The organism is Halomonas halophila (genome assembly GCF_030406665.1).
Taxonomy (GTDB): Bacteria; Pseudomonadota; Gammaproteobacteria; order Pseudomonadales; family Halomonadaceae; genus Halomonas; species Halomonas halophila.
Genome location: NZ_CP129121.1, coordinates 396288 through 415309 on the forward strand (window position 1 = coordinate 396288; position 19022 = coordinate 415309).

Annotated in this window: 19 protein-coding genes; 14 read left to right on the forward strand and 5 right to left on the reverse strand. The window is 70.6% G+C overall.

The window, feature by feature from the left end; all coding sequences use genetic code 11:
* Positions 1–39: 39 nt before the first annotated feature.
* Positions 40–999 carry a helix-turn-helix domain-containing protein gene (locus QWG60_RS01780; RefSeq protein WP_146908770.1) on the reverse strand — a complete coding sequence of 320 codons (960 nt, stop codon included), beginning with the start codon at positions 997–999 and terminating at the stop codon, positions 40–42.
* A 151-nt stretch (positions 1000–1150) separates the two neighbouring features.
* Here QWG60_RS01780 and pobA point away from each other — a divergent pair, with 151 nt between their 5' ends.
* The 3 genes from pobA to QWG60_RS01795 all read left to right on the forward strand — a co-directional run bounded on the left by pobA (position 1151) and on the right by QWG60_RS01795 (position 4330).
* A complete protein-coding gene (gene pobA / locus QWG60_RS01785; RefSeq protein WP_146908767.1) occupies positions 1151–2335 on the forward strand; it encodes a 4-hydroxybenzoate 3-monooxygenase in 1185 nt (394 codons plus the stop codon).
* 348 nt (positions 2336–2683) lie between these two features.
* Positions 2684–3505, forward strand: a complete 822-nt coding sequence (locus tag QWG60_RS01790; RefSeq protein WP_146908765.1) for a M48 family metallopeptidase — start codon at positions 2684–2686, stop codon at positions 3503–3505.
* Positions 3506–3544: 39 nt separating this feature from the next.
* Positions 3545–4330 carry an ion transporter gene (locus tag QWG60_RS01795; RefSeq protein WP_146908762.1) on the forward strand — a complete coding sequence of 262 codons (786 nt, stop codon included), beginning with the start codon at positions 3545–3547 and terminating at the stop codon, positions 4328–4330.
* Between the two features lie 27 nt (positions 4331–4357).
* Here QWG60_RS01795 and QWG60_RS01800 read toward each other — a convergent pair whose 3' ends face one another.
* Together QWG60_RS01800 and QWG60_RS01805 are read right to left on the reverse strand one after the other, a co-directional pair.
* Positions 4358–4738 (reverse strand): hypothetical protein, encoded by a 381-nt coding sequence (locus QWG60_RS01800; protein ID WP_146908760.1) that lies wholly within the window; start codon positions 4736–4738, stop codon positions 4358–4360.
* Entirely contained in the window at positions 4731–5198 is a 468-nt protein-coding gene (locus QWG60_RS01805; protein ID WP_146908758.1) for a hypothetical protein, read from the reverse strand. Before QWG60_RS01805 ends, QWG60_RS01800 begins: the two co-directional genes overlap by 8 nt.
* A gap of 237 nt (positions 5199–5435) precedes the next feature.
* Here QWG60_RS01805 and QWG60_RS01810 point away from each other — a divergent pair, with 237 nt between their 5' ends.
* The 3 genes from QWG60_RS01810 to QWG60_RS01820 are packed head-to-tail and all read left to right on the forward strand — an operon-like array spanning position 5436 to position 7809.
* Positions 5436–5804: a PepSY domain-containing protein gene (locus QWG60_RS01810; protein ID WP_146908756.1), complete on the forward strand. Its 369-nt coding sequence runs from the start codon at positions 5436–5438 to the stop codon at positions 5802–5804.
* Positions 5801–6475, forward strand: a complete 675-nt coding sequence (locus tag QWG60_RS01815; RefSeq protein WP_146908754.1) for a response regulator transcription factor — start codon at positions 5801–5803, stop codon at positions 6473–6475. Before QWG60_RS01810 ends, QWG60_RS01815 begins: the two co-directional genes overlap by 4 nt.
* Entirely contained in the window at positions 6472–7809 is a 1338-nt protein-coding gene (locus QWG60_RS01820; protein WP_146908751.1) for a sensor histidine kinase, read from the forward strand. The genes QWG60_RS01815 and QWG60_RS01820 overlap by 4 nt, the downstream gene beginning before the upstream one ends.
* 46 nt (positions 7810–7855) lie before the next feature.
* Here the strand turns inward: QWG60_RS01820 and QWG60_RS01825 are convergent, their stop codons facing one another.
* On the reverse strand, positions 7856–8857 hold the full coding sequence (locus QWG60_RS01825; RefSeq protein ID WP_146908749.1) for an LLM class flavin-dependent oxidoreductase: 1002 nt from the start codon (positions 8855–8857) through the stop codon (positions 7856–7858).
* Positions 8858–9003: 146 nt separating this feature from the next.
* Between QWG60_RS01825 and QWG60_RS01830 the strand changes: the two genes are divergently transcribed.
* Together QWG60_RS01830 and QWG60_RS01835 are read left to right on the forward strand one after the other, a co-directional pair.
* Positions 9004–9180, forward strand: coding sequence for a hypothetical protein (locus QWG60_RS01830; RefSeq protein ID WP_186810067.1), 177 nt, complete (start codon positions 9004–9006; stop codon positions 9178–9180).
* A gap of 57 nt (positions 9181–9237) precedes the next feature.
* Complete coding sequence (locus tag QWG60_RS01835) at positions 9238–9939, forward strand: extensin-like domain-containing protein (RefSeq protein ID WP_146908747.1); 702 nt, start codon at positions 9238–9240, stop codon at positions 9937–9939.
* 6 nt (positions 9940–9945) lie between these two features.
* On the opposite strand, the gene QWG60_RS01840 is transcribed toward QWG60_RS01835, so the two are convergent.
* Positions 9946–10182 (reverse strand): hypothetical protein, encoded by a 237-nt coding sequence (locus QWG60_RS01840; protein WP_146908745.1) that lies wholly within the window; start codon positions 10180–10182, stop codon positions 9946–9948.
* A gap of 204 nt (positions 10183–10386) precedes the next feature.
* Here QWG60_RS01840 and QWG60_RS01845 point away from each other — a divergent pair, with 204 nt between their 5' ends.
* From QWG60_RS01845 to QWG60_RS01870, 6 genes are all read left to right on the forward strand, one after another.
* Positions 10387–11460, forward strand: coding sequence for a methyl-accepting chemotaxis protein (locus QWG60_RS01845; RefSeq protein ID WP_281288378.1), 1074 nt, complete (start codon positions 10387–10389; stop codon positions 11458–11460).
* Between the two features lie 130 nt (positions 11461–11590).
* On the forward strand, positions 11591–12523 hold the full coding sequence (locus QWG60_RS01850; RefSeq protein WP_107181415.1) for a cobyrinic acid a,c-diamide synthase: 933 nt from the start codon (positions 11591–11593) through the stop codon (positions 12521–12523).
* A gap of 38 nt (positions 12524–12561) precedes the next feature.
* Positions 12562–13773, forward strand: a complete 1212-nt coding sequence (locus QWG60_RS01855; protein WP_146908743.1) for a toxic anion resistance protein — start codon at positions 12562–12564, stop codon at positions 13771–13773.
* A gap of 231 nt (positions 13774–14004) precedes the next feature.
* Complete coding sequence (locus QWG60_RS01860) at positions 14005–15486, forward strand: PAS domain S-box protein (protein WP_146908741.1); 1482 nt, start codon at positions 14005–14007, stop codon at positions 15484–15486.
* A 101-nt stretch (positions 15487–15587) separates the two neighbouring features.
* On the forward strand, positions 15588–16895 hold the full coding sequence (locus QWG60_RS01865) for an ATP-grasp domain-containing protein (RefSeq protein ID WP_146908739.1): 1308 nt from the start codon (positions 15588–15590) through the stop codon (positions 16893–16895).
* Positions 16896–16912: 17 nt separating this feature from the next.
* Positions 16913–18943, forward strand: a complete 2031-nt coding sequence (locus tag QWG60_RS01870) for a CocE/NonD family hydrolase (protein WP_146908737.1) — start codon at positions 16913–16915, stop codon at positions 18941–18943.
* Positions 18944–19022 lie beyond the last annotated feature (79 nt).

Sequence of the window (19022 nt, forward strand, 5' to 3'; positions counted from 1 at the left end):
CTGCCCGCCTCGCCGGGCAGCGGGCGTTGTCGTCTGGCCCTAGATTTCCTCCCGCGAGCCATCCCGGTCGGCCACCGGTGATGTCATGCCGTCTTCCATCTCGCCGTTCTCGCTTTCGCCCTGACGCCGGCGGAAGTCGCGCGGCGGCGCGCCGGCGAGGCGCTTGAAGAAGCGCGTGAAGTAGGCGGGCTCGGAGAAGCCGAGCCCGTCGGCCACTTCGCCCACCGTCAGGTTGGTATAGATGAGCTGGCGCTTGGCCTCGAGCAGCAGGCGCTCGTGGAGCAGCTGCAAGGCGCTGCGTCCGGCCAGGCGCCGGCACAGCAGGTTGAGGTGGGCGCTGGTGATTCCCAGCCGTTCGGCGAACCACTCGATCCCGGGCTGCTCGGCGTAGTGCGCCTCGATCAGCGTCTGGTACGCCTGCAGGTGCGTCCTGGTCTCGTCGCGCTGCCGGGGAGCGGGGGCCTGGGCACTCGTGGCCGGGGCGGCCAGCCTGGCCGTTTCCACGATCAGCGCCTCCATCAGGGCCTCCAGCAGGCGACGGCGGCCCGGGGCCGGGTGGCGATACTCGTCGTCGATCTGCCCGATCAGGGTCGCGATGCGCTCGCGCTGCCGCGGCGCGGTCAGGGGATGGGCCTCGGGGCGGGCCAGCACGCCGGCTTGGTCGGCCAGGCGCTGCTGCAGTCCTTCGACCAGCGGGCGCGACAGGGTGACGATGTGGCCCTCGGTGTCCGGCGAGAAGCGGAAGCCGTGGATGCTCATGGCCGGCACCACGATCAGCAGCGGGGCGTCGAAGGCCCGGCTGCCGCCCTCCAGTTCCAGCCGCACGCCGCCCGCCGAGAGATGCAGCAGGTGGTGGAGGTCGGCGTGGCGATGGGCGCGGATATGCCAGTCATGGCGCTGGCTGCGTTCGGGAATCGACTCGCAGTGCAGCAGGTCCGGCGTCGGCCACTGGCGGGTCTCGCCGTAGAGCTTGAACACGGGCACGAGGGAGTCGGGCATGGCGGCGCATCCTGAATGGGGGCTACGACCAATGTCGGTCATGAATGCCGGGAATGTCCAATTTCTGGCGGCGAAATTGCCTTATAACGGCGGCCGGTTAAGGGAAAAATGCAACTCTACAACGATAAACCCCTACACGGTGGAGTTCGCCATGAAGACACGGGTCGCCATCATCGGAGCCGGGCCCTCGGGGCTGCTGCTGGGCCAGCTGCTGAGCCGGCAGGGCATCGACAACGTCATCCTCGAGCGCAAGAGCGGCGAGTACGTGCTGAGCCGCATCCGCGCCGGCGTGCTGGAGCAGGGCATGGTCGACCTGCTGCGCGAGGCCGGCGTGGACGAGCGCATGGACGCCGAGGGCCTGCCCCACGACGGCGTCGAGCTGGCCTTCGACAACCGCCGGGTGCGCATCGACCTGGCCGGGCTGACCGGCGGCCAGCAGGTGATGGTCTACGGCCAGACCGAGGTGACCCGCGACCTGATGGCGGCCCGCGAGGCCAGCGGCGGCACCACGATCTACGAGGCCGGCAACGTCCAGCCCCACGACCTCGAGAGCGACAGCCCCTACATCACCTTCGAGCAGGACGGCGAGACGGTGCGTCTCGACTGCGACTACGTGGCGGGCTGCGACGGCTACCACGGCGTGTCGCGGCGCTCGATCCCCGAGGGCCGCATCAAGGCGTTCGAGCGCGTCTATCCGTTCGGCTGGCTGGGCCTGCTGTCCGATACGCCGCCGGTGGCCGATGAGCTGATCTACGCCCGCCACGAGCGCGGCTTCGCGCTGTGCAGCATGCGCTCCGAGACCCGCAGCCGCTACTACATTCAGGTGCCGCTGGACGAGAAGGTGGAGGACTGGTCGGACGAGCGCTTCTGGGAGGAGCTCAAGCGCCGCGTGCCCGACGAGGTCGCCGAGGCGCTGGTCACCGGCCCGTCGCTGGAGAAGAGCATCGCCCCGCTGCGCAGCTTCGTGGTCGAGCCGATGCAGCACGGCCGGCTGTTCCTGGTCGGCGATGCGGCCCATATCGTGCCGCCCACCGGCGCGAAGGGCCTCAATCTGGCGGCCAGCGACGTGAACACCCTCTACCGGCTGCTGGTCCAGGTCTACCAGGAGGACCGCACCGACCTGATTCCGCGCTATTCCGAGACCTGTCTCCGGCGTATCTGGAAGGCCGAGCGCTTCTCCTGGTGGATGACCTCGATGCTGCACAAGTTCTCCGAGGAGGAGGACTTCGGCACCCGCATGCAGCAGGCCGAGCTCGACTACGTCACCGGCTCCGAGGCGGGGCTCACCACCATCGCCGAGAACTACGTCGGGCTGCCCTACGAGTCGCTGGAATAAGCGGGATAAGTCGCCCCGGCGGCCGAGCGGCGGGGGGCGACCGGCGGCGGGGCCTTTCCCTTGGCAGCGACAGAGGAGGGAACCCTGACCATCATGCGCGTGCTGCTGGTCGGAAAGGGTGGCATCGCCGGCGTCCACATGAAGGTCCTCGGAGCGGTGCCGGGAGTGGAGGTCTCCTGCCTGGTCGAATATCCGCGCCTTCGCCGCCGCCATCCGCGAGGGTCGTACGCCCGAGTCCTCCTTCGACGGCTGCCTGCCGAGCATGCGGGTGCTCGATCGTCTGCAGCGGGACATGGCATCCTCGTCGGGATAAGAGGCGACGACGCCTGACCGACAAGAGAGACCGAGATGCGAGTACTGCTGTGGGGCCTGCTGGCTCTGGTGCTGGCCGGCTGTGACGAGACCCCCACCGGGCGCTCGCAGCTGGCGTTGGTCCCCGATGCCCTGATGGCCAAGCTGGGCGCGGACAGCTTCGACGAGATGCGCGAACGCCGGCCCATCGTGGAAGACGCGGCCCTCGAGCGGCGGGTGCGGTGCGTGGCCGACGCGGTGGTGGACGCCGCCCGGCGCCACTATCCCCGGGCGGACGTGCCCGAGGCCTGGGAGGTGGTGGTGTTCGACGACCCCACGCCCAACGCCTTCGCCTTGCCCGGCGGGCGGATCGGCGTGCACCGCGGCTTGTTGCGGGTGGCCGAGACGCCGGCCCAGCTGTCAGCGGTGATCGGCCACGAGGTCGCCCATGTCCTGGCCGATCACGGCAACGAGCGACTCACCCAGCGGCTGGGCATCAAGGCGGCGCTGCTGGTGGTGGGGCTGTTCAGCGAGGGCGAGCTGGCCGGGGAGCCGCTGAGGCAGGCGCTGGGGGTCGGCGCGCGGCTGGGCATCAGCCTGCCGTTCAGCCGCACCCACGAGGAGGAAGCCGACCTGATGGGCCTCGAGATCATGGCAGCGGCCGGTTTCGCCCCCGAAGCGAGCGTCGCGCTGTGGCGCAACATGGCCGCGGCGGGTGGCGGCCAGCCGCCGCAGTTTCTCTCCACCCACCCCGCCCACGAGTCCCGCATCGAGGCGCTCCAGCGCCACCTGGCGGGAGCCCGACGCCTGGGCCCGGAGGCCGCCCCGCCGGCCTGTGGTCTAGGGGGGAAGGGCGACAAGCGGGCGCCCGGGGCGTAAGGTGCGAAGGCTCGTGCCACGGACGCTGACCGACCCGCCATGAACGATCGCCTTACGCCCTTTCAGCTGCTGATCCTGATCCTGTCCTTCTACGTGCTCGGCGCCTTGGCCGTGGACGTGCTCTTCGACCTGCGGCCCGAGGTCTCGCGGCTGCTGCACTATCTCGACCTGGTGGCCTGCCTGTTCTTCTTCGCCGACTTCTGCGTGCGCTTCCGGGCCGCCCCGAACAAGTGGCGCTTCATGCGCTGGGGATGGATCGATCTGGTGGCGAGCATTCCGGCCGGGCTGCTGTTCGCCGGCCGCCTGGTGAGGGTGGTGCAGGTGATCCGTCTGCTGCGGGCGATCAAGTCGCTGCACATGATCTGGCGGCTGCTGTTCCGCAATCGCGCCGAGGGCATCTTCGCCTCGGCCGCCACCGCAACCCTGCTGCTGGTGGCCTTCGGCTCGGTGACCATCCTGCTGGTCGAGGGGCCCAATCCCGAGAGCGCCATCGACACCGCCGAGGAAGCGCTGTGGTGGGCCTTCGTGACCGTGACCACGGTGGGCTACGGGGACTTCTTCCCGGTCACCACCCTGGGACGGATGGTGGCGGTGGCGCTGATGGTCGCCGGGGTGGGGCTGTTCGGCAGCTTCGCCGCCTACGTCGGCTCGCTGTTCGTCGATGACCAGGACAGCGAGCAGTCGCGGCTGCACCGGGCCAATCGCGACCTGATCCGCGATCTTCATGGCGAGGTGCGCGCCCTGCGCGAGGAGGTGGGCGCGCTGCGCGGCGAGCTGGCTCGCCGGGACGAGGAGGCAATCGGCGACGAGCGCCGTCGGGACTAGGCCGCTTCTGAATCGCCGCCGAGCGGCCTAGCGCTCGTCGTCCTTGACCACGTAATCGCCTTCCAGGGTGTCATGCCCGACGGTACGGCCCTGGCGCGCCTCGCGCTCCCGTGACGGGGGCTCGCGATGGGCGCCGCCGCCCACGTCCTCGGCCTGCTCGGCGCGCATCTGCTCCATGCGCTTCTTCATGCGGTGGCGCAGGAACGGCAGCATCAGCCAGCCGACCAGCAGGAACACCAGGCCGAGCAGGGTGCCGACGATCATCATGGCGCCGAACAGCAGCCAGGTGAGCACCAGCCGGGGGCCGCTCATGCCCCCGGTCGGGCGCGCCTGGCGCGCCCGTTCCCGCCACTGCTTGGCCGCCATCCAGGCGGCGTTGTGGTCTTGCCCTTGGCGTCGATCAGTCATGTTCCACTCCGGTGACCTTCAGGTCGTGATCGAGTGTGAGTTCGAGCTCGCGGCCGTCGCCGTCGAGGCCTTCGATCTCGATATCGTCGACCCCATCGACATCGAGGGTGGAGAATCGTTGCAGACCGTTGCGGCGAGCATTGGCCAGCGCCTGGCGCAGCTGGTCGCCGGTGAGGCTCCAGTCGGGGATCTGGCTGCGGGTCTGGGCCTCGTGAAGCAGCGTACCATCCTCGACCCGCATGTCGACCTCGAGCTCCCAGCCATCGTCGCGCCAGCCCTCGAGCTCCAGGCGATGGCCGTCGTCGAGGTCGAGCTCGGCATAGTGGCTGAAGCCGTAGGCGTCGGCGCCGTCGAGCAGGCGCATCAGGTCATCCTGGCTCAGGCCGCCGCCGTCGGCCAGGACGGTGCCGGTCATGCCGGCCAGTGTCAGGGGGGCGATCCATTGAGTGAGCGTCTTCATCGTGGCTCTCCTTGTCGTGTGGCGTCGGGGTGAAACGTCGGGAGAGGCGTCGTGTGCAGCCTCGTGATGTCGTTATCGCACCGCCCGTCTTGCCGTGGGCTGACGCCGCCGTTCATGTTCGGTTCACGTCGCGGCCCGTTGGGGCGAGGCGTTCCATCAGCCTGCCGCGGGGCGGCTGTCGGTCCGCTGACGGCGGCGTTAATGGTGCATTCATGCGCCGTCTGGCACTCTGCCGCCATGAACACGTTCTCAAGATGGCGGCGATCCCGCCGGCTGGCCGGGCCGCTCGCCGCGAGCCTGCTGATCGCCGCCCTGGGCGGGCCGATGATCGCCGCCCAGGCCGATGACGACGAGGAATGGCAGGCGCTGCACGAGGCGGTGCGCAACGGACGCATCGTGCCCCTGACCGAGGTGCTCGACTGGCTCGAGGCGCGCTATCGCGGCCAGGTGCTGGAGATCGAGCTGGATCACGATGACGGCGAGCGCCGCTACGAGATCGAGATGCTCGGCCCCCAGGGGCAGGTGGTGGAGTTCGAGTTCGATGCCGAGGACGGACGGCTGATGGAGATCGAGGGAGTGAACATCGAGGGCATGCGACGCCAATGAAGGTACTGCTGATCGAGGATGATCGGGCGCTGGCCGAGGCGCTCTCCGAGGCGCTGAGCGAGGCCGGGCTGCTGGTGGAGGCCGCCGGCACCGGCGGCGAGGGCGACTATCTGCTGCGCACTGAGCGCTACGACGCCGTGGTGCTCGACCTGGGGCTGCCCGACGGTGACGGCACCCGCTGGCTGGCCCAGTGGCGCGACGACGGCATCGCCCTGCCGGTGCTGGTGCTGACCGCCCGCGAGCGCTGGTCCGACAAGGCCGCCGGCTTCTCCGCCGGGGCCGACGACTACGTCACCAAGCCGTTCGAGACCGCCGAGGTGCTGTTCCGCCTGCATGCCCTGGTGCGGCGCAGCCACGGCCACGCCCACCCGGTGCTCTCCGCCGGCGCCTTGTCCTACGACACCCACACCGGCAGCGTGACCCTGGCCGGGCGGCCGGTCTCGCTGACCGCTCAGGAATCGCGGCTGCTGGCCTACCTGATACACGCCACGCCGCGGGTGGTCAGCCGCAGCGAGCTGGCCGAGCACGTCTACGACCGCGACCACGAGCCCGACTCCAACGTCATCGACGTCCAGATCAGCCGGCTGCGCCGCAAGCTCGGCGGCGAGCGCATCGAGACCCGCCGCGGCCAGGGCTATCGCCTGGTGGCGCCGGAGGACGAGCCGACGTGATCCCCACCCGCTGGAGCCTGGCGCGCCGGCTGCTGCTGGCCGCCGGGGTGCTGGTGCTGGTGGTGCTGCCGCTGGCCGGCGGCGGGCTCGCCTACACCTTCCGCCAGACCGTCACCGCCTCCTTCGACGAGCGCCTGGATTCGATGCTGCGCGTGCTGCTGGCGTCGGTGGAGCGCGAGCCGCTGAGCGGCCGGCTGACGGTGGCGCCGGCGCTGGGCGACGCGCGCTTCGAGCGGGTGTTCTCCGGCTGGTACTGGCAGGTCGGCGACGGCCAGGGTACGACGCGCATCTCGCGCTCGCTGTGGGACCAGCGCCTGCCGCTGAGCGGGAGCGCCGATGGCGTGACCCGTCGCGACATCACCGGGCCGCGCGGTGAGCCGCTGCGGCTGATCGAGCGCCGCATCCGGCTGGCCAACTATCCCCGCCCGCTGCGGGTCGGGCTGGCGGTGTCGCGTCAGGAGCTCGACGACGAGGTGGCGCGCTTCGAGTGGCTGCTGTGGCTGTCGCTGCTGACGCTGGGCGTGCTGCTGCTGGGCGGGCTGGCGGCGCAGATCCGCTGGGGGCTGGCGCCGCTGCGCCGCCTGCACGCCGATCTGCGCGAGGTGGAGGCCGGCCGCGAGGAGCGCCTCGGCACTCGCCTGCCCGCGGAGCTCGGCGAGCTGGCCGGGGCCATGAACGAGGTGCTGGCCCGCGACCGCCGGCTGATCGAGCGCGGTCGCGCCGCCGCCGGCAACCTGGCCCACGCCCTCAAGACGCCGATCAGCGTGCTGGGCACCCTGGCCGGTCGCCACCCCGAGCCCGAGCGCATCCGCGCCGAGCTGACCCGCCTCGACGAGGCGGTGCGTCACCATCTGGCCCGCGCCTCGGCCGCCGGCGGCGCCTCGCTGGCCGGTCGCGTGCGGGTCGACGAGGCGCTGGCGCCGGTGATCGATGGCCTGGGGCGGCTGGCCGAGCGGCGCGGCATCGTGCTGGACGCCGAGCTCGAGGATGCCCTGTCGCTGCGGGTGGACGCCCAGGATCTGCAGGAAATGGTCGGCAACCTGCTCGAGAACGCCCTGAACTGGGCGCAGGGCCGGGTGACGCTGCGGGTCGCCGGCGAGGCCGGGGAGGCCTGCCTCGATATCGAGGACGACGGCCCGGGGATGAGCCCCGAGCAGCGCGAGGCCGCCTTGGCCCGGGGCGCGCGGCTCGACGAGCGGCGCTCGGGCAGCGGCCTGGGCCTGGCCATCGTCGAAGACCTGATGGCGCTCTACGGCGGCCGGCTGACCCTCGAGGCGGCGCCGCTGGGCGGGCTGGCGGCGCGTATCCGACTGCCGCTCGGGGGGGCGGCGTAGGCCGCCGGCTCGGCTCCCTTCCCGCCTTTTCTCTGTTTCTTATCCGTCAGTCGCCGGCCTGCCACAGGTCGGCGACGATCTCGTAGCTCCTCAGCCGATCCTCGAGGCTGTAGACGTCGGTGTGCAGCATCAGCTCGTCGGCGCCGGTGGCCTCGAGGAAGGCCTCGAGCCCCTCGCGCACGGTGTCCGGGCCGCCGACCACCGCCGCGCCCAGGAACTGCTCGACCTGCGACTGCTCCAGCGGTGACCAGTCCATGTGCTCCGTCGGCGGCTGGGCCAGGATGCGCTGGCCGCGCACCAGGCCGAGAAACTTCTGGCGTGCGGTGCTGGCCAGGTACTCGGCCTGCAGGTCGCTGTCGGCGGCGATCACCGGCAGGCCGACCATGGCGTAGGGTTCGTCGAGCAGCGCCGAGGGCCGGAAGTTGTCGCGATAGACCCGGAGCGCCTCGTGCAGCCGGGCCGGCGCGAACTGGGCGGCGAAGGCGAAGGGCAGGCCCTCGCGGCCGGCCAGCCGCGCGCTGTAGTCGCTGGAGCCCAGCAGCCACAGCGGCACCCGGGTGCCCTGGCCGGGCACCGCGCGCACCCGCTGGCCGGGGCGCTCGTCGTCGAGATAGCCCTTGAGCTCCTCGAGGCGCTGGGGGAAGTCGTCGACCCCGGCGAAGGCGTCGCGGCGCAGGGCGGCCATGGTCGCGGCGTCGGCGCCCGGGGCGCGGCCCAGGCTCAGATCGATGCGGCCCGGATAGAGCGTTTCCAGGGTGCCGAACTGCTCGGCGATCACCAGCGGCGGATGGTTGGGCAGCATGATGCCGCCGCTGCCGACGCGGATGCGCGAGGTCTGGCCGGCAACGTGGCCGATCAGCACCGAGGTGGCGGCGCTGGCGATGCCGTCGATGCTGTGGTGCTCGGCCAGCCAGAAGCGCTCGAAGCCGCGCCGCTCGGCCAGCTGGGCCAGGGCCACGCTGTCGTCGAAGGTCTCGGCGGCGCTGCCGCCCTGGCGGATCGGGGCGAGGTCGAGCACCGAGAGCGGAATCTCGTTGAGGCGGGGCATAGGGGCTCCAGTCATTAGCTTGCTCAATGTTATATGGGGACGACCGCGACGCGACACAATGGCCGTGGTCGAATGGACACGCCCGCTGGCTTCGTCCCGGCAGCCCCCTTAAGCTCAGGGAACAGGATGCACAAGGAAGCTTGCTCATGTCGCCCAGGTCCCCGGGCTCCTCGTCACGACGGCGCGGGGCCACCCCGCATCGCCGGTCGCACCGCCTCGACTGGACGCTCCTCGATCGCTGGCTGGATCGGTTGGTCATCCTGGCGGTGATCACCGCCTTGCTGGTGGGCGGTTCGGCGCTGATCGTCAGCCTGGTCCTGTGAGACGGTACGCCGAGGACGCGTGCCTGACATGGATGCGTCACGACGGGAGGTGAGTGAATGCGCGGAGGGACCCTGATCCTGCTGCTGGGGCTGGTCGGCGTCGGCATCGCCTTCGACAAGGGCGTGTGGACGCTGCCCGCCGGCTGGAATCCCTGGCGGCCGCTGGCCGTGGAAAACCCGCCGACGCCGCTGACGCGCTGGAAGCTCGGCCGCCTGCAGGACGATCCCGAGGCGTGCCTGGCGGTGCTGGCGCGCAGCGACGAGCCGGCGCTGGCCTATACGCCGCTGGCCGATCACGAGCCGGTGGCGGGCTGTCCGCTCGAAAACGTTGTGCGCCTGGAGCGCTCGGGGGTGAGATTCAGCTCGAGCTTCGTGGCCAGCTGCCCGCTGGCGGTAGCCTGGCTGCGCTACGAGCGCCATCGCCTGCAGCCCGCCGCAAGGGCGCTGTTCGGCGAGCCCGTGGCGTCGGTGGAGCACTACGGCAGTTTCGCCTGCCGCAATATCTACGGCCGCGAGGAGGGACGGCGCAGCCAGCACGCCACGGCGGAGGCGCTGGACGTGGCCGCCTATCGGCTCGCCGACGGCCGGCGCATCGCGCTGCCCGGCGACTGGGGCGACGACGATGTCGAGGGTGATTTCCTGGAGCGGGCCCGGCAGGGTGCCTGTGACGTCTTCGGCACCGTGCTGGGCCCGGATTACAACGCCGCGCATGCCGATCACTTCCATCTCTCCATGCGCGGCTGGCGGGTCTGCCGCTGAGCGCGATCAGCGCTCGTCGAGGTTGATGTCTTCCTCGTCGGTGGCCGCGCCGGTGGCCGCGCCCACGCCGCCGCCGATCACCGCACCCTCGCTTACATCGCCGCCGGTCACGGCCGCCGCGCCGGCACCCACCGCTGCACCCACGCCCGCACCGCTCGCGGCGCGCTCGCCGGTCGTCGTGCCGCAGCCGGCGAGGGCCAGGGTCAGCAGTGCGCCGGCGGTAAGCATCATGGTCCGTTTCATGGTGTATCTCCTTTTTCGGATGAATTCCCTCGTGGGATGCACCTTAGACGAATAAGTTTCGGAACGCCGTTTTTCTGGTCCCCTCGAGGTTCCGCCGAGCGATGACGATGGGCCGGGCCCGCTTCTTGCATCGCGTTCTCTGCATTAGCGAATGACGAAACCTGACGCAGGGCACCGCCCCATACGATAACAAGGAGTCTGCTCGTGCAAGAGAATCGTATCCTCGACCTGGCCTACGGCATGTCCGACGTGACCCGCGAGAAGATCGGACGGATCGAGAGCATCACCCGCCAGACCGAGATCCTGGCCCTCAACGCCCGCATCGAGGCGGCCCGCGCCGGGTCGGCGGGCGCCGCTTTCGGCGTGGTCGCCGAACAGATGGGCGAGGTGTCCAGCGACATCCAGCGCATCGCCCGCAGCTTTCGCGACGAGGTCGCCCGCCAGACCGCCGAGCTGCAAGAGGCGGGCACGTCCATGGTCGATGACTTCCGCGGCCAGCGCCTCACCGACCTGGCCCTGAACGCGGTGGAGATCATCGACCGCAACCTCTTCGAGCGCTCCTGCGACGTGCGCTGGTGGGCTACCGACAGCGCCGTGGTTGAAGCGGCCTCGGCGCCGGATGACGCGGCCCGCCAGGCCCACGCCAGTGACCGGCTGGCCACCATCCTGCGCTCCTACACCGTCTATCTGGACCTGTGGGTCGCCGACCGGGACGGCCGGGTGATCGCCACCGGCCGTCCCGACCGTTATCCCGAAGCCATCGGCGCCGACGTCTCGAGCGACGACTGGTTCCAGCGGGCGCTGCGCACCGCCTCCGGGGACGACTTCATCGTCGCCGATATCGAGCGCAATCCCTCCCTGGAAGACGCCGCAGTGGCCACCTACGCCACCGCGATTCGCGAGGGCGGCCGCGAGGACGGCGCGGTGACCGGCGTGCTGGGCATCTTCTTCGACTGGGCGCCCCAGTCCCGCGACGTGGTGCAGGGCGTGGGTCTGTCCGAGGAGGAGCGCGAGCGCTGCCGGGTGATGCTGGTCGACGCCCGCCACGGCATCATCGCCGACTCCCTCGGCGAGGCGGCCCTGGGCGAGACCTTCCCGCTGTCGCCCGAGGGCCGCGAGCGCGGCTTCGACCGCGACGAGCGGCGCCTGGTCGCCTTCGCCGAGACGCCGGGCTACGAGACCTACGAGGGCCTGGGCTGGTATGGCGTGATCGAGTATCGGCGCGATGCGGCCCCGCAGGCCGAGCCGACGCGCGAGCCGGTCCTCGCCGCACCTTGAGAGTGAATCGGTCGTCATCAGCTGCACTTTATTGGTGCGTGTCGTCGGTCGGGGTGGCGGGATGGCCGTGCTGGCCTCATCATGAGACCGTCACCATCGAGACCGGCCGACGGGAGGCCACGACGACGCCATGCTGGGATTCCTTCAGGGAGCCGCCTACGGCCTGTTTCTGACCTGCCTGCCCTGGTGCCTGGCCGGGCTGGCCAGCCCGCGGCTGGCGCTGGCCAGCGAGCACCCCACCCGCTGGCAGGTGGTGGTGCGCTACGCCTTCCTGGTGCCCTTCCTCAGCCTGCTGATGTGGCTGACCTCGCTGTGGGGCGGCTTCGACCCCAGCCTCGGCGGCTGGCTGGCGGGGCTGGTCGGCATCGCCGTGGAGCTGCCGCTGGAGCGTCGCTGGCGACGCTTCCGGGCGCGGCGCCACAAGCGCCGGCTCGAGGAGATGCTGCGCGCCGAGGCCACCCGCCGCCGTCACGAGTCGACCCGCGAGGCCGGCGTCAGCGAGCTCGACCCCGACCACCCGCCGGCGGAGGCCGACGAGGTGGTGCAGGCGCTGTGCCGGGCCAAGCAGGCGCTGCTGGAGGTCGACCGTGCCGATCACGCCGCCCAGGTCGATCGCCTCTACAGCCGCTACGGCAACGTGCTGGAGGTCATGGCCTCGCGCTTCACGGCCGGCGAGCTGGCCCACGAGCGGGCCCGTTCGTTGGTGGTCGAGGTGTGCATGGGCGCGGTGGACAACTTCACCGCCATGGCCTCCCAGGCCCGGGGCGTGGCCGGCCTCGACATCGACTTCATCCGCCGCCGCCTCGGCCATGAGGCCGGCAGTCTGTCGGCCAACGAGACCGACGCCCTGCGCCGCCGGCTGGCGCTGATCGAGGACACCGAGAAATCGCTGCGCCGGCTGGCGGCGCGCAACGAGGCGGCGCTGACCGCGCTGGACGACACCAGCGTGGCGCTGTCGCGCATCGTCACCGGCCGCCCGCGGGCCAGGGTCGGCGCCGACCAGGCCTGCGAGGAGCTGCGCCGCTTCATCGACGGCGCCGGGCGCTACGGCCGCGAGACCTGACCCGGCGCGCCCCCTGGCAACATCAAGGAGAGCCCACCATGACCGACGCGTCTCAGCCCGAGGGCAGCCCGCTGTCGCTGCCGCCCGTGGAACGCATTGCCGAGGAGCTGGAGCGGCCGGCCGCGGACGAGGCCGGACGCGCCGCGGCGGACCCGCAGCTCGCGGCCATGGCCGAGGCCTTCGTGACCGAGACCCTGGGCGACGAGGCCGAGGGTGCCGCCGCCCGGCAGCGTCGGGCGGTGGACGAGATGGGCCTCGAGCTCCAGCAGCAGGCCGCGCGCCAGAGCGAGATGCTCAAGACGCCGCTGCGCCAGCTGGCCCGCCATGGCGAGGAAGGCGGGCCCGTCGCCAAGGCGCTGGTGGCGCTGCGCGGCCGCATGGACGACCTGGACCCTCGCCATCATCGCCTCGAGCCCGGCCGCTTCGATCGGGTGCGTCGCCTGCTGCCGGGCACCAGCAGCCGGCTGCAGCGCTACTTCCACCGCTTCGAGACCGCCCAGCAGGCGCTGGAGGCGATCATCGCCGATCTCCAGGGCGGCCGCGACATGCTGGAGCGGGACAACCTGACCCTCGCCGACGACCAGGAGGCCATGCGCGCGACCCTCGACCAGCTCGAGCGCCAGGTGTCGCTGGGGCGGCTGATCGACGAGCGCCTGATGGCGGCCCGCGACGGGATCGTCGACGACGACCGCCGCGCCTTCGTCGAGGAGGAGCTGCTGTTCCCGCTGCGCCAGCGCATCCTCGACCTCCAGCAGCAGCAGGCGGTATGCCAGCAGGGCGTGCTGGCGCTGGAGGTGATCATCCGCAACAACCGCGAGCTGATGCGCGGCGTCGACCGGGCGGTCAACGTCACGGTGTCGGCGCTGAGCGTGGCGGCCACCGTGGCGCTGGCGCTGGCCAACCAGCGGCTGGTGCTCGACCGCGTCGAGTCGCTCAACGCCACCACCAGCGAGACCATCGCCGGCACCGCCCGGGCGCTGCGCCAGCAGGGCGTGGACATCCAGACCCGCGCCGCCTCCGCCAACCTCGACATGAAGGCCCTCGAGGGCGCCTTCGCCGACGTCATGGCGGCGGTCGACGACCTGGCGAGCTATCGCCGCGAGGCGCTGCCGCGGCTGGGCGAGCAGATCGAGCGGCTCGAGGGGCTGACCCGCGAGGGCGGCGGCGCCGTGGAGCGCCTGGCCCGCGAATCCGGCGAGTCGGGCGAAGCCGGTGAGCCGGGCGATTCCGCCGGGTCAGACAAGCGCTGATCCCGGCGGCGCCAGTTCTTTTAACGCATTCCTTCCTGTCTTTTTCCCTCTCTGATGTCCCGCCGGAGTCGAGCGATGGCCCCGAGCGTGGGCGCCGTGACGCGCCATTGTCTCAATTCAACGACCGAATCGCCGAAGTCAGACTAGGGTGGCAAATAGTGTCATGCGATCGGCGGAGAGTGATTTCCGTCAATCGTCATAAAAAAGCATCAAAAAAGGCAGGGGGAACTCATGCAGTTGAACTACCGCAAGTGGTGGCAGCGTGGGAGCGAAGAGGCATCGGCAGGGGCACCGGTGCTGGATCGCGCGGCGCCCGAAGGGCTCGCCGAGTCGGTCATGGAATCCGCGGTGGACGGCATGGTGGTGATCGATGTCGCCGATCGGGTGGTCCGCTTCAATGCCGCGGCGGAGCGGCTCTGGGGGCTGTCCCGCAAGGCGGTGCTCGGCCAGCCGGTGGACCGGCTGGTGCCGGAGCTGCTGCGCGACGAGCATCAGGACCATCTGCACGTCAGCCGCGCCAGCGGCCGGGACGTCCAGGTGGGGCGGCATCGCGAAGTGATGCTGGAGCGCCCCGACGGCAGCCGGCGGCGGGTGGGCATCGCGCTGTCCCGCGTCGCCCTGGGCGACGGCGAGGGCTATGCCGCCGTGGTGCGCGAACTCGGCGAGGAGCGCCCGTCGGATCAGGGCGCCCATCAGGCGCTTGAGCAGTGCCTGGACGCGGTGGTCAGCATCGACGACCAGAACCGGGTGACCTTCTTCAACGCCGCCGCCGAGCGGCTGTGGGGCTGTCGCCGCGAGCAGGTGCTGGGCGAGAACGTCAATCGCCTGGTGCCCGGGGCGATCCGCGGCCAGCACGACGGCTTCGTCGATCGTCACCGCCGCCACGGCGACGACCGCATCGTCGGCACCAGCCGCGACGTCCAGCTGGAGCGCTTCGACGGCGAGACGCGCTGGGTCAATCTGGCGCTGTCGCGCTTCGTGGTCGACGGACGCCAGTGCTACACCGCCTTCGTGCGCGATATCACCGAGGAGCGCGAGTTCCGCACCCTGATGGAAAGCACCCTGGAGCAGGCCGTCAATGCCGTGGTGACCATCGACGAGCAGAATCGGGTGACCTTCTTCAACGCCGCCGCCGAGCGGCTGTGGGGCTATGAGCGTCGCGAGGTGCTGGGCGAGAACGTCAAGATGCTGGTGCCCCACGCCATCCAGGGAAATCACGACGCCTACGTGCAGCGCAATCGCGATACCGGCGAGGACCGCATCGTCGGCAGGACCCGCGAGGTCGAGGTGGTGCGCAAGGACGGCGATTCGACCTGGGCCAGCCTGTCGCTGGCGCGCATCCGCATCGACGAGCGCCTGGTCTACACCGCCTTCCTGCGCGACGTGGCCGAGGACGTCACCCATCGCGCCAACATGGTCGAGCGCACCGAGGAGTTCGCCAAGGCCAACCAGCGGGTCACCCAGTTCGCCGAGGACATCGAGGCGATCGCCATGCGCACGCATCTGCTGTCGCTCAACGCCTCCATCGAGGCGGCGCGGGCCGGCGAGGCGGGGCGCGGCTTCTCGGTGGTGGCCGAGGAGGTGCGCGCCCTGGCCGAACAGGCCACGGGCTCGGCCAAGGACATCGGCGAGGTGGTCGGCCACACCCAGGCGCTGTTCCAGGAGCTGCAGGACGCCCTCAAGGCCATCGAGGCGAGCGCGCGCGGCGGCTGAGGCGTCTCCGTCTGGACTATGCTGCAGGAGTAATGTTCGCGTCGCCCTGACGGCGCCCGGGATCGGCCCGTGGCGCCGCCGACGGGCGGCAGGGAGCGATCATGAACACCGCAGTACGCAACGTCTTCGTGGTCGGGCTGGACGACTTCAACCGTCAGCGGCTCGAGAGCCTGAAAGGGGCAGAGGACTGCCGCTTCCACGGCGTCATCGCCCCCGAGGCGGTCTACGACACCGAGGTCTTCGACATCGCCGCCATGCTCGAGGAGTCCACCGCCCAGCTGGAGGCCTTCGACGGCACGGTGGATGCCATCGTCGGCTACATGGACTTCCCCGTCTCGACCATGCTGCCGATCCTCTGCGAGCGCTTCGGCACCCGCTCGCCGACGCTTTCGAGCCTGCTCAAGTGCGAGCACAAGTACTGGAGCCGGCGGGTGCAGCAGGAGGTCATTGCGGAGCACATCCCGGCCTTCACCGCCTTCGACCCCTTCGACGACGAGGCCCTGACGCACATCGGCGAGGCGGGGTTTCACTTCCCGTTCTTCGTCAAGCCGATCAAGTCCTCCGGCTCGCGGCTGGGCTTTCGCATCGATACCCCGGAAGACTTCCAGCATGCCATCGAGCGCCTCCGGGCCGAGATCGGCCTGATTGCCGACCCCTTCAACACCGTGCTCGAGCAGGCCCGGCTGCCGGACGAGATCGCCGCCGTGGAGGGCCACTTCTGCATGGCCGAGGCGATCATCGGCGGCTGGCAGTGCACCGTGGAGGGCTACGTCTTCGAGGGCGAGGTGGTCAGCTACGGCATCGTCGACTCGCTGCGCTATCCCCAGGTGCTGAGCTTCTTCCACTACCGCTATCCGTCCGGGCTGCCCGATCCCGTCCAGGCCACCATGCGCGAGCTCAGCGAGCGGGTGATGCGCCACATCGGCTTCGACAACTCGGCGTTCAACATCGAGTTCTTCTGGGACGAGGTGCAGGACCGCATCTGGCTGCTCGAGATCAACACCCGGCTGTCGCAGTCGCACTGCGACCTGTTCGAGAAGGTCGACGGTGCCAGTCACCAGCAGGTCGCCATCGACCTGGCGCTGGGCCGGCGGCCCGGCATGCCCCATCGCCGGGGCGAGTTCGCGGTGGCGGCCAAGTTCTTCTATCGGGTGTTCTTCGTCGATGCCGTGGCCGTCAGGGTGCCGAGCGACGAAGAGATCGCCGCCCTGGAGGCGGATTTTCCGGGCACGGTGATCCACCTGCAGGTGGCGCCCGGCCAGCGGCTGTCGACGCTGCCGGAGCAGGACAGCTACAGCTTCGCGCTGGCGCATGTCTGGATGGGCGCCGACGGCGCCGAGCAGCTGCTGGAGCACTACGAGCGACTGGCGGCGCGGTTGGTGTTCGAGTTCGATGAGATCGTGGGCTGAAGAAGGAGGGCAGCAGGATGCGCATCGTCGAGGACTTTCCCCGCAGGGTCCAGGAGGAGGAAACCTGGATTCCCATGGCCGACGGCACGCGCCTGGCGGCCCGCATCTGGCGGCCGGTGGACGCCGAGGGCCATCCGGTGCCGGCGATCCTCGAGTATCTGCCCTATCGCAAGCGCGACCTGACCGCAGCCCGCGATGTCCAGAGCCATCCCTACTGGGCCGGCCACGGCTATGCCGGGGTGAGGGTCGACATCCGCGGCACCGGCGAGTCCGACGGCGTGCTCACCGACGAGTACCTGCCCGAGGAGCTGGCCGACGGCGTGGCGATCATCGAGTGGCTGGTCGCCCAGCCCTGGTGCAGCGGCGAGGTCGGCATGATCGGCATCTCCTGGGGTGGCTTCAATGGCTTGCAGATCGCCGCCCTGCAACCGCCGGCACTCAAGGCGGTGATCACCTTGTGCTCCACCGACGACCGCTACGCCGACGACATCCACCACATGGGCGGCTGCCTGCTGGGCGACAATCTGTCCTGGGCCTCGACCATGTTCGACGGCAACGCCTGCCCGCCGGACCCGGCGCTGGTCGGCGATCGCTGGCGCGACATGTGGCTCGAGCGCCTCGACGGCAGCGGCCTGTGGCTGGCCCAGTGGCTCGAGCACCAGCGCCGCGACGACTACTGGAAACACGGCTCGGTGTGCGAGGACTTCGCCGCCATCCGCTGCCCGGTGTATGCCATCAGCGGCTGGGCCGACGGCTACTGCAACGCCGTCTTCCGCCTGCTGGCGGGGCTCGAGGTGCCGCGCAAGGGGCTGGTCGGCCCCTGGTCGCACAAGTATCCGCACCTCGGCGTGCCGGGGCCGGCCATCGGCTTTTTGCAGGAATCGCTGCGCTGGTGGGACCAGTGGCTCAAGGGCCGTGACACCGGGATCATGGACGAGCCGATGCTGCGGGTGTGGATGCAGGAGTCGGTGCCGCCCTCGGCGCGCTACGCCGAGCGACCGGGGCGCTGGGTGGCCGAGCCGAGCTGGCCGTCGCCGCGCATCGTGCCGACGTCGTTCCGTCTGAGCGTGGGCCACGACCTGCTGCCCGAGGCGCCGGACGCGCCGGAGGAGGGCGAGGTGATGACGCTGCGCTCGTCGCTGTCGGTGGGGCTCTACGCCGGCAAGTGGTGCTCCTACAACGCGCCGCCGGACCTGCCCCATGATCAGCGCGACGAGGATGGCGGCTGCCTGGTGTTCCAGACGCCGCGGCTGGAGGAGGCGATCGAGATATGCGGCCAGCCTACGGTCGAACTGGAGCTCGAAGCCGACCGGCCGGTGGCCATGGTGGCGCTGCGGCTGATCGACGTCGCCGAGGACGACAAGGCCACCCGGGTGTCCTACGGCCTGCTGAACCTGACCCATCGCGACAGCGACGAGCATCCCGAGCCGCTGGAGCCCGGCCGGCGCTACCGGGTGACGGTGGCGCTCAAGCACATTGCCCAGCAGTTCCCGGCCGGGCACGCGATCCGGCTGTCGCTGTCCACCAGCTACTGGCCGCTGGCCTGGCCGGCGCCGCGGCCGGTCACCCTGACGCTGTGCCCCGGGCGCAGCCGTTTGATGCTGCCGGTGCGCGCGCCGCAGCCCGAGGAGGAGGCGGCGCTGCCGGCCTTCCTCGAGCCTGAGGGCGCGCCGCCCATCGCCAAGACCCTGATCCAGCCCACCCAGGAGAGCTGGCGGGTGATCCGCGACCTGGCCAACGACCAGACCACCCTCGAGGTGATCAACGACGAGGGCCGCTACCGGCTCGACGCCATCGACCTGGAGATCGCCGGCCGGGTCACCGAGCGCTACCGTTACTCCTACGGTAGCTACGACAGCGTCAGCGGCTGGACCGAATGGGAACGCACCTTCCAGCGCGGCGACTGGGAGGTGCGCACCCTGACCCGCACGCTGATGACCAGCGACCCGGACAACTTCCGCCTGCGCGCCACCCTGGACGCCTGGGAAGGCGAGACACGCATCTTCGCCCGCACCTGGGACGAGACGATTCCACGGGATCTGGTGTAGCGGGGTAGGGGGACGTCGTCGATAGTCGGCGAGAGGCGCGGCTGCTATCTTGGCCCCTTTCTCGACAGGGATGCCCCGC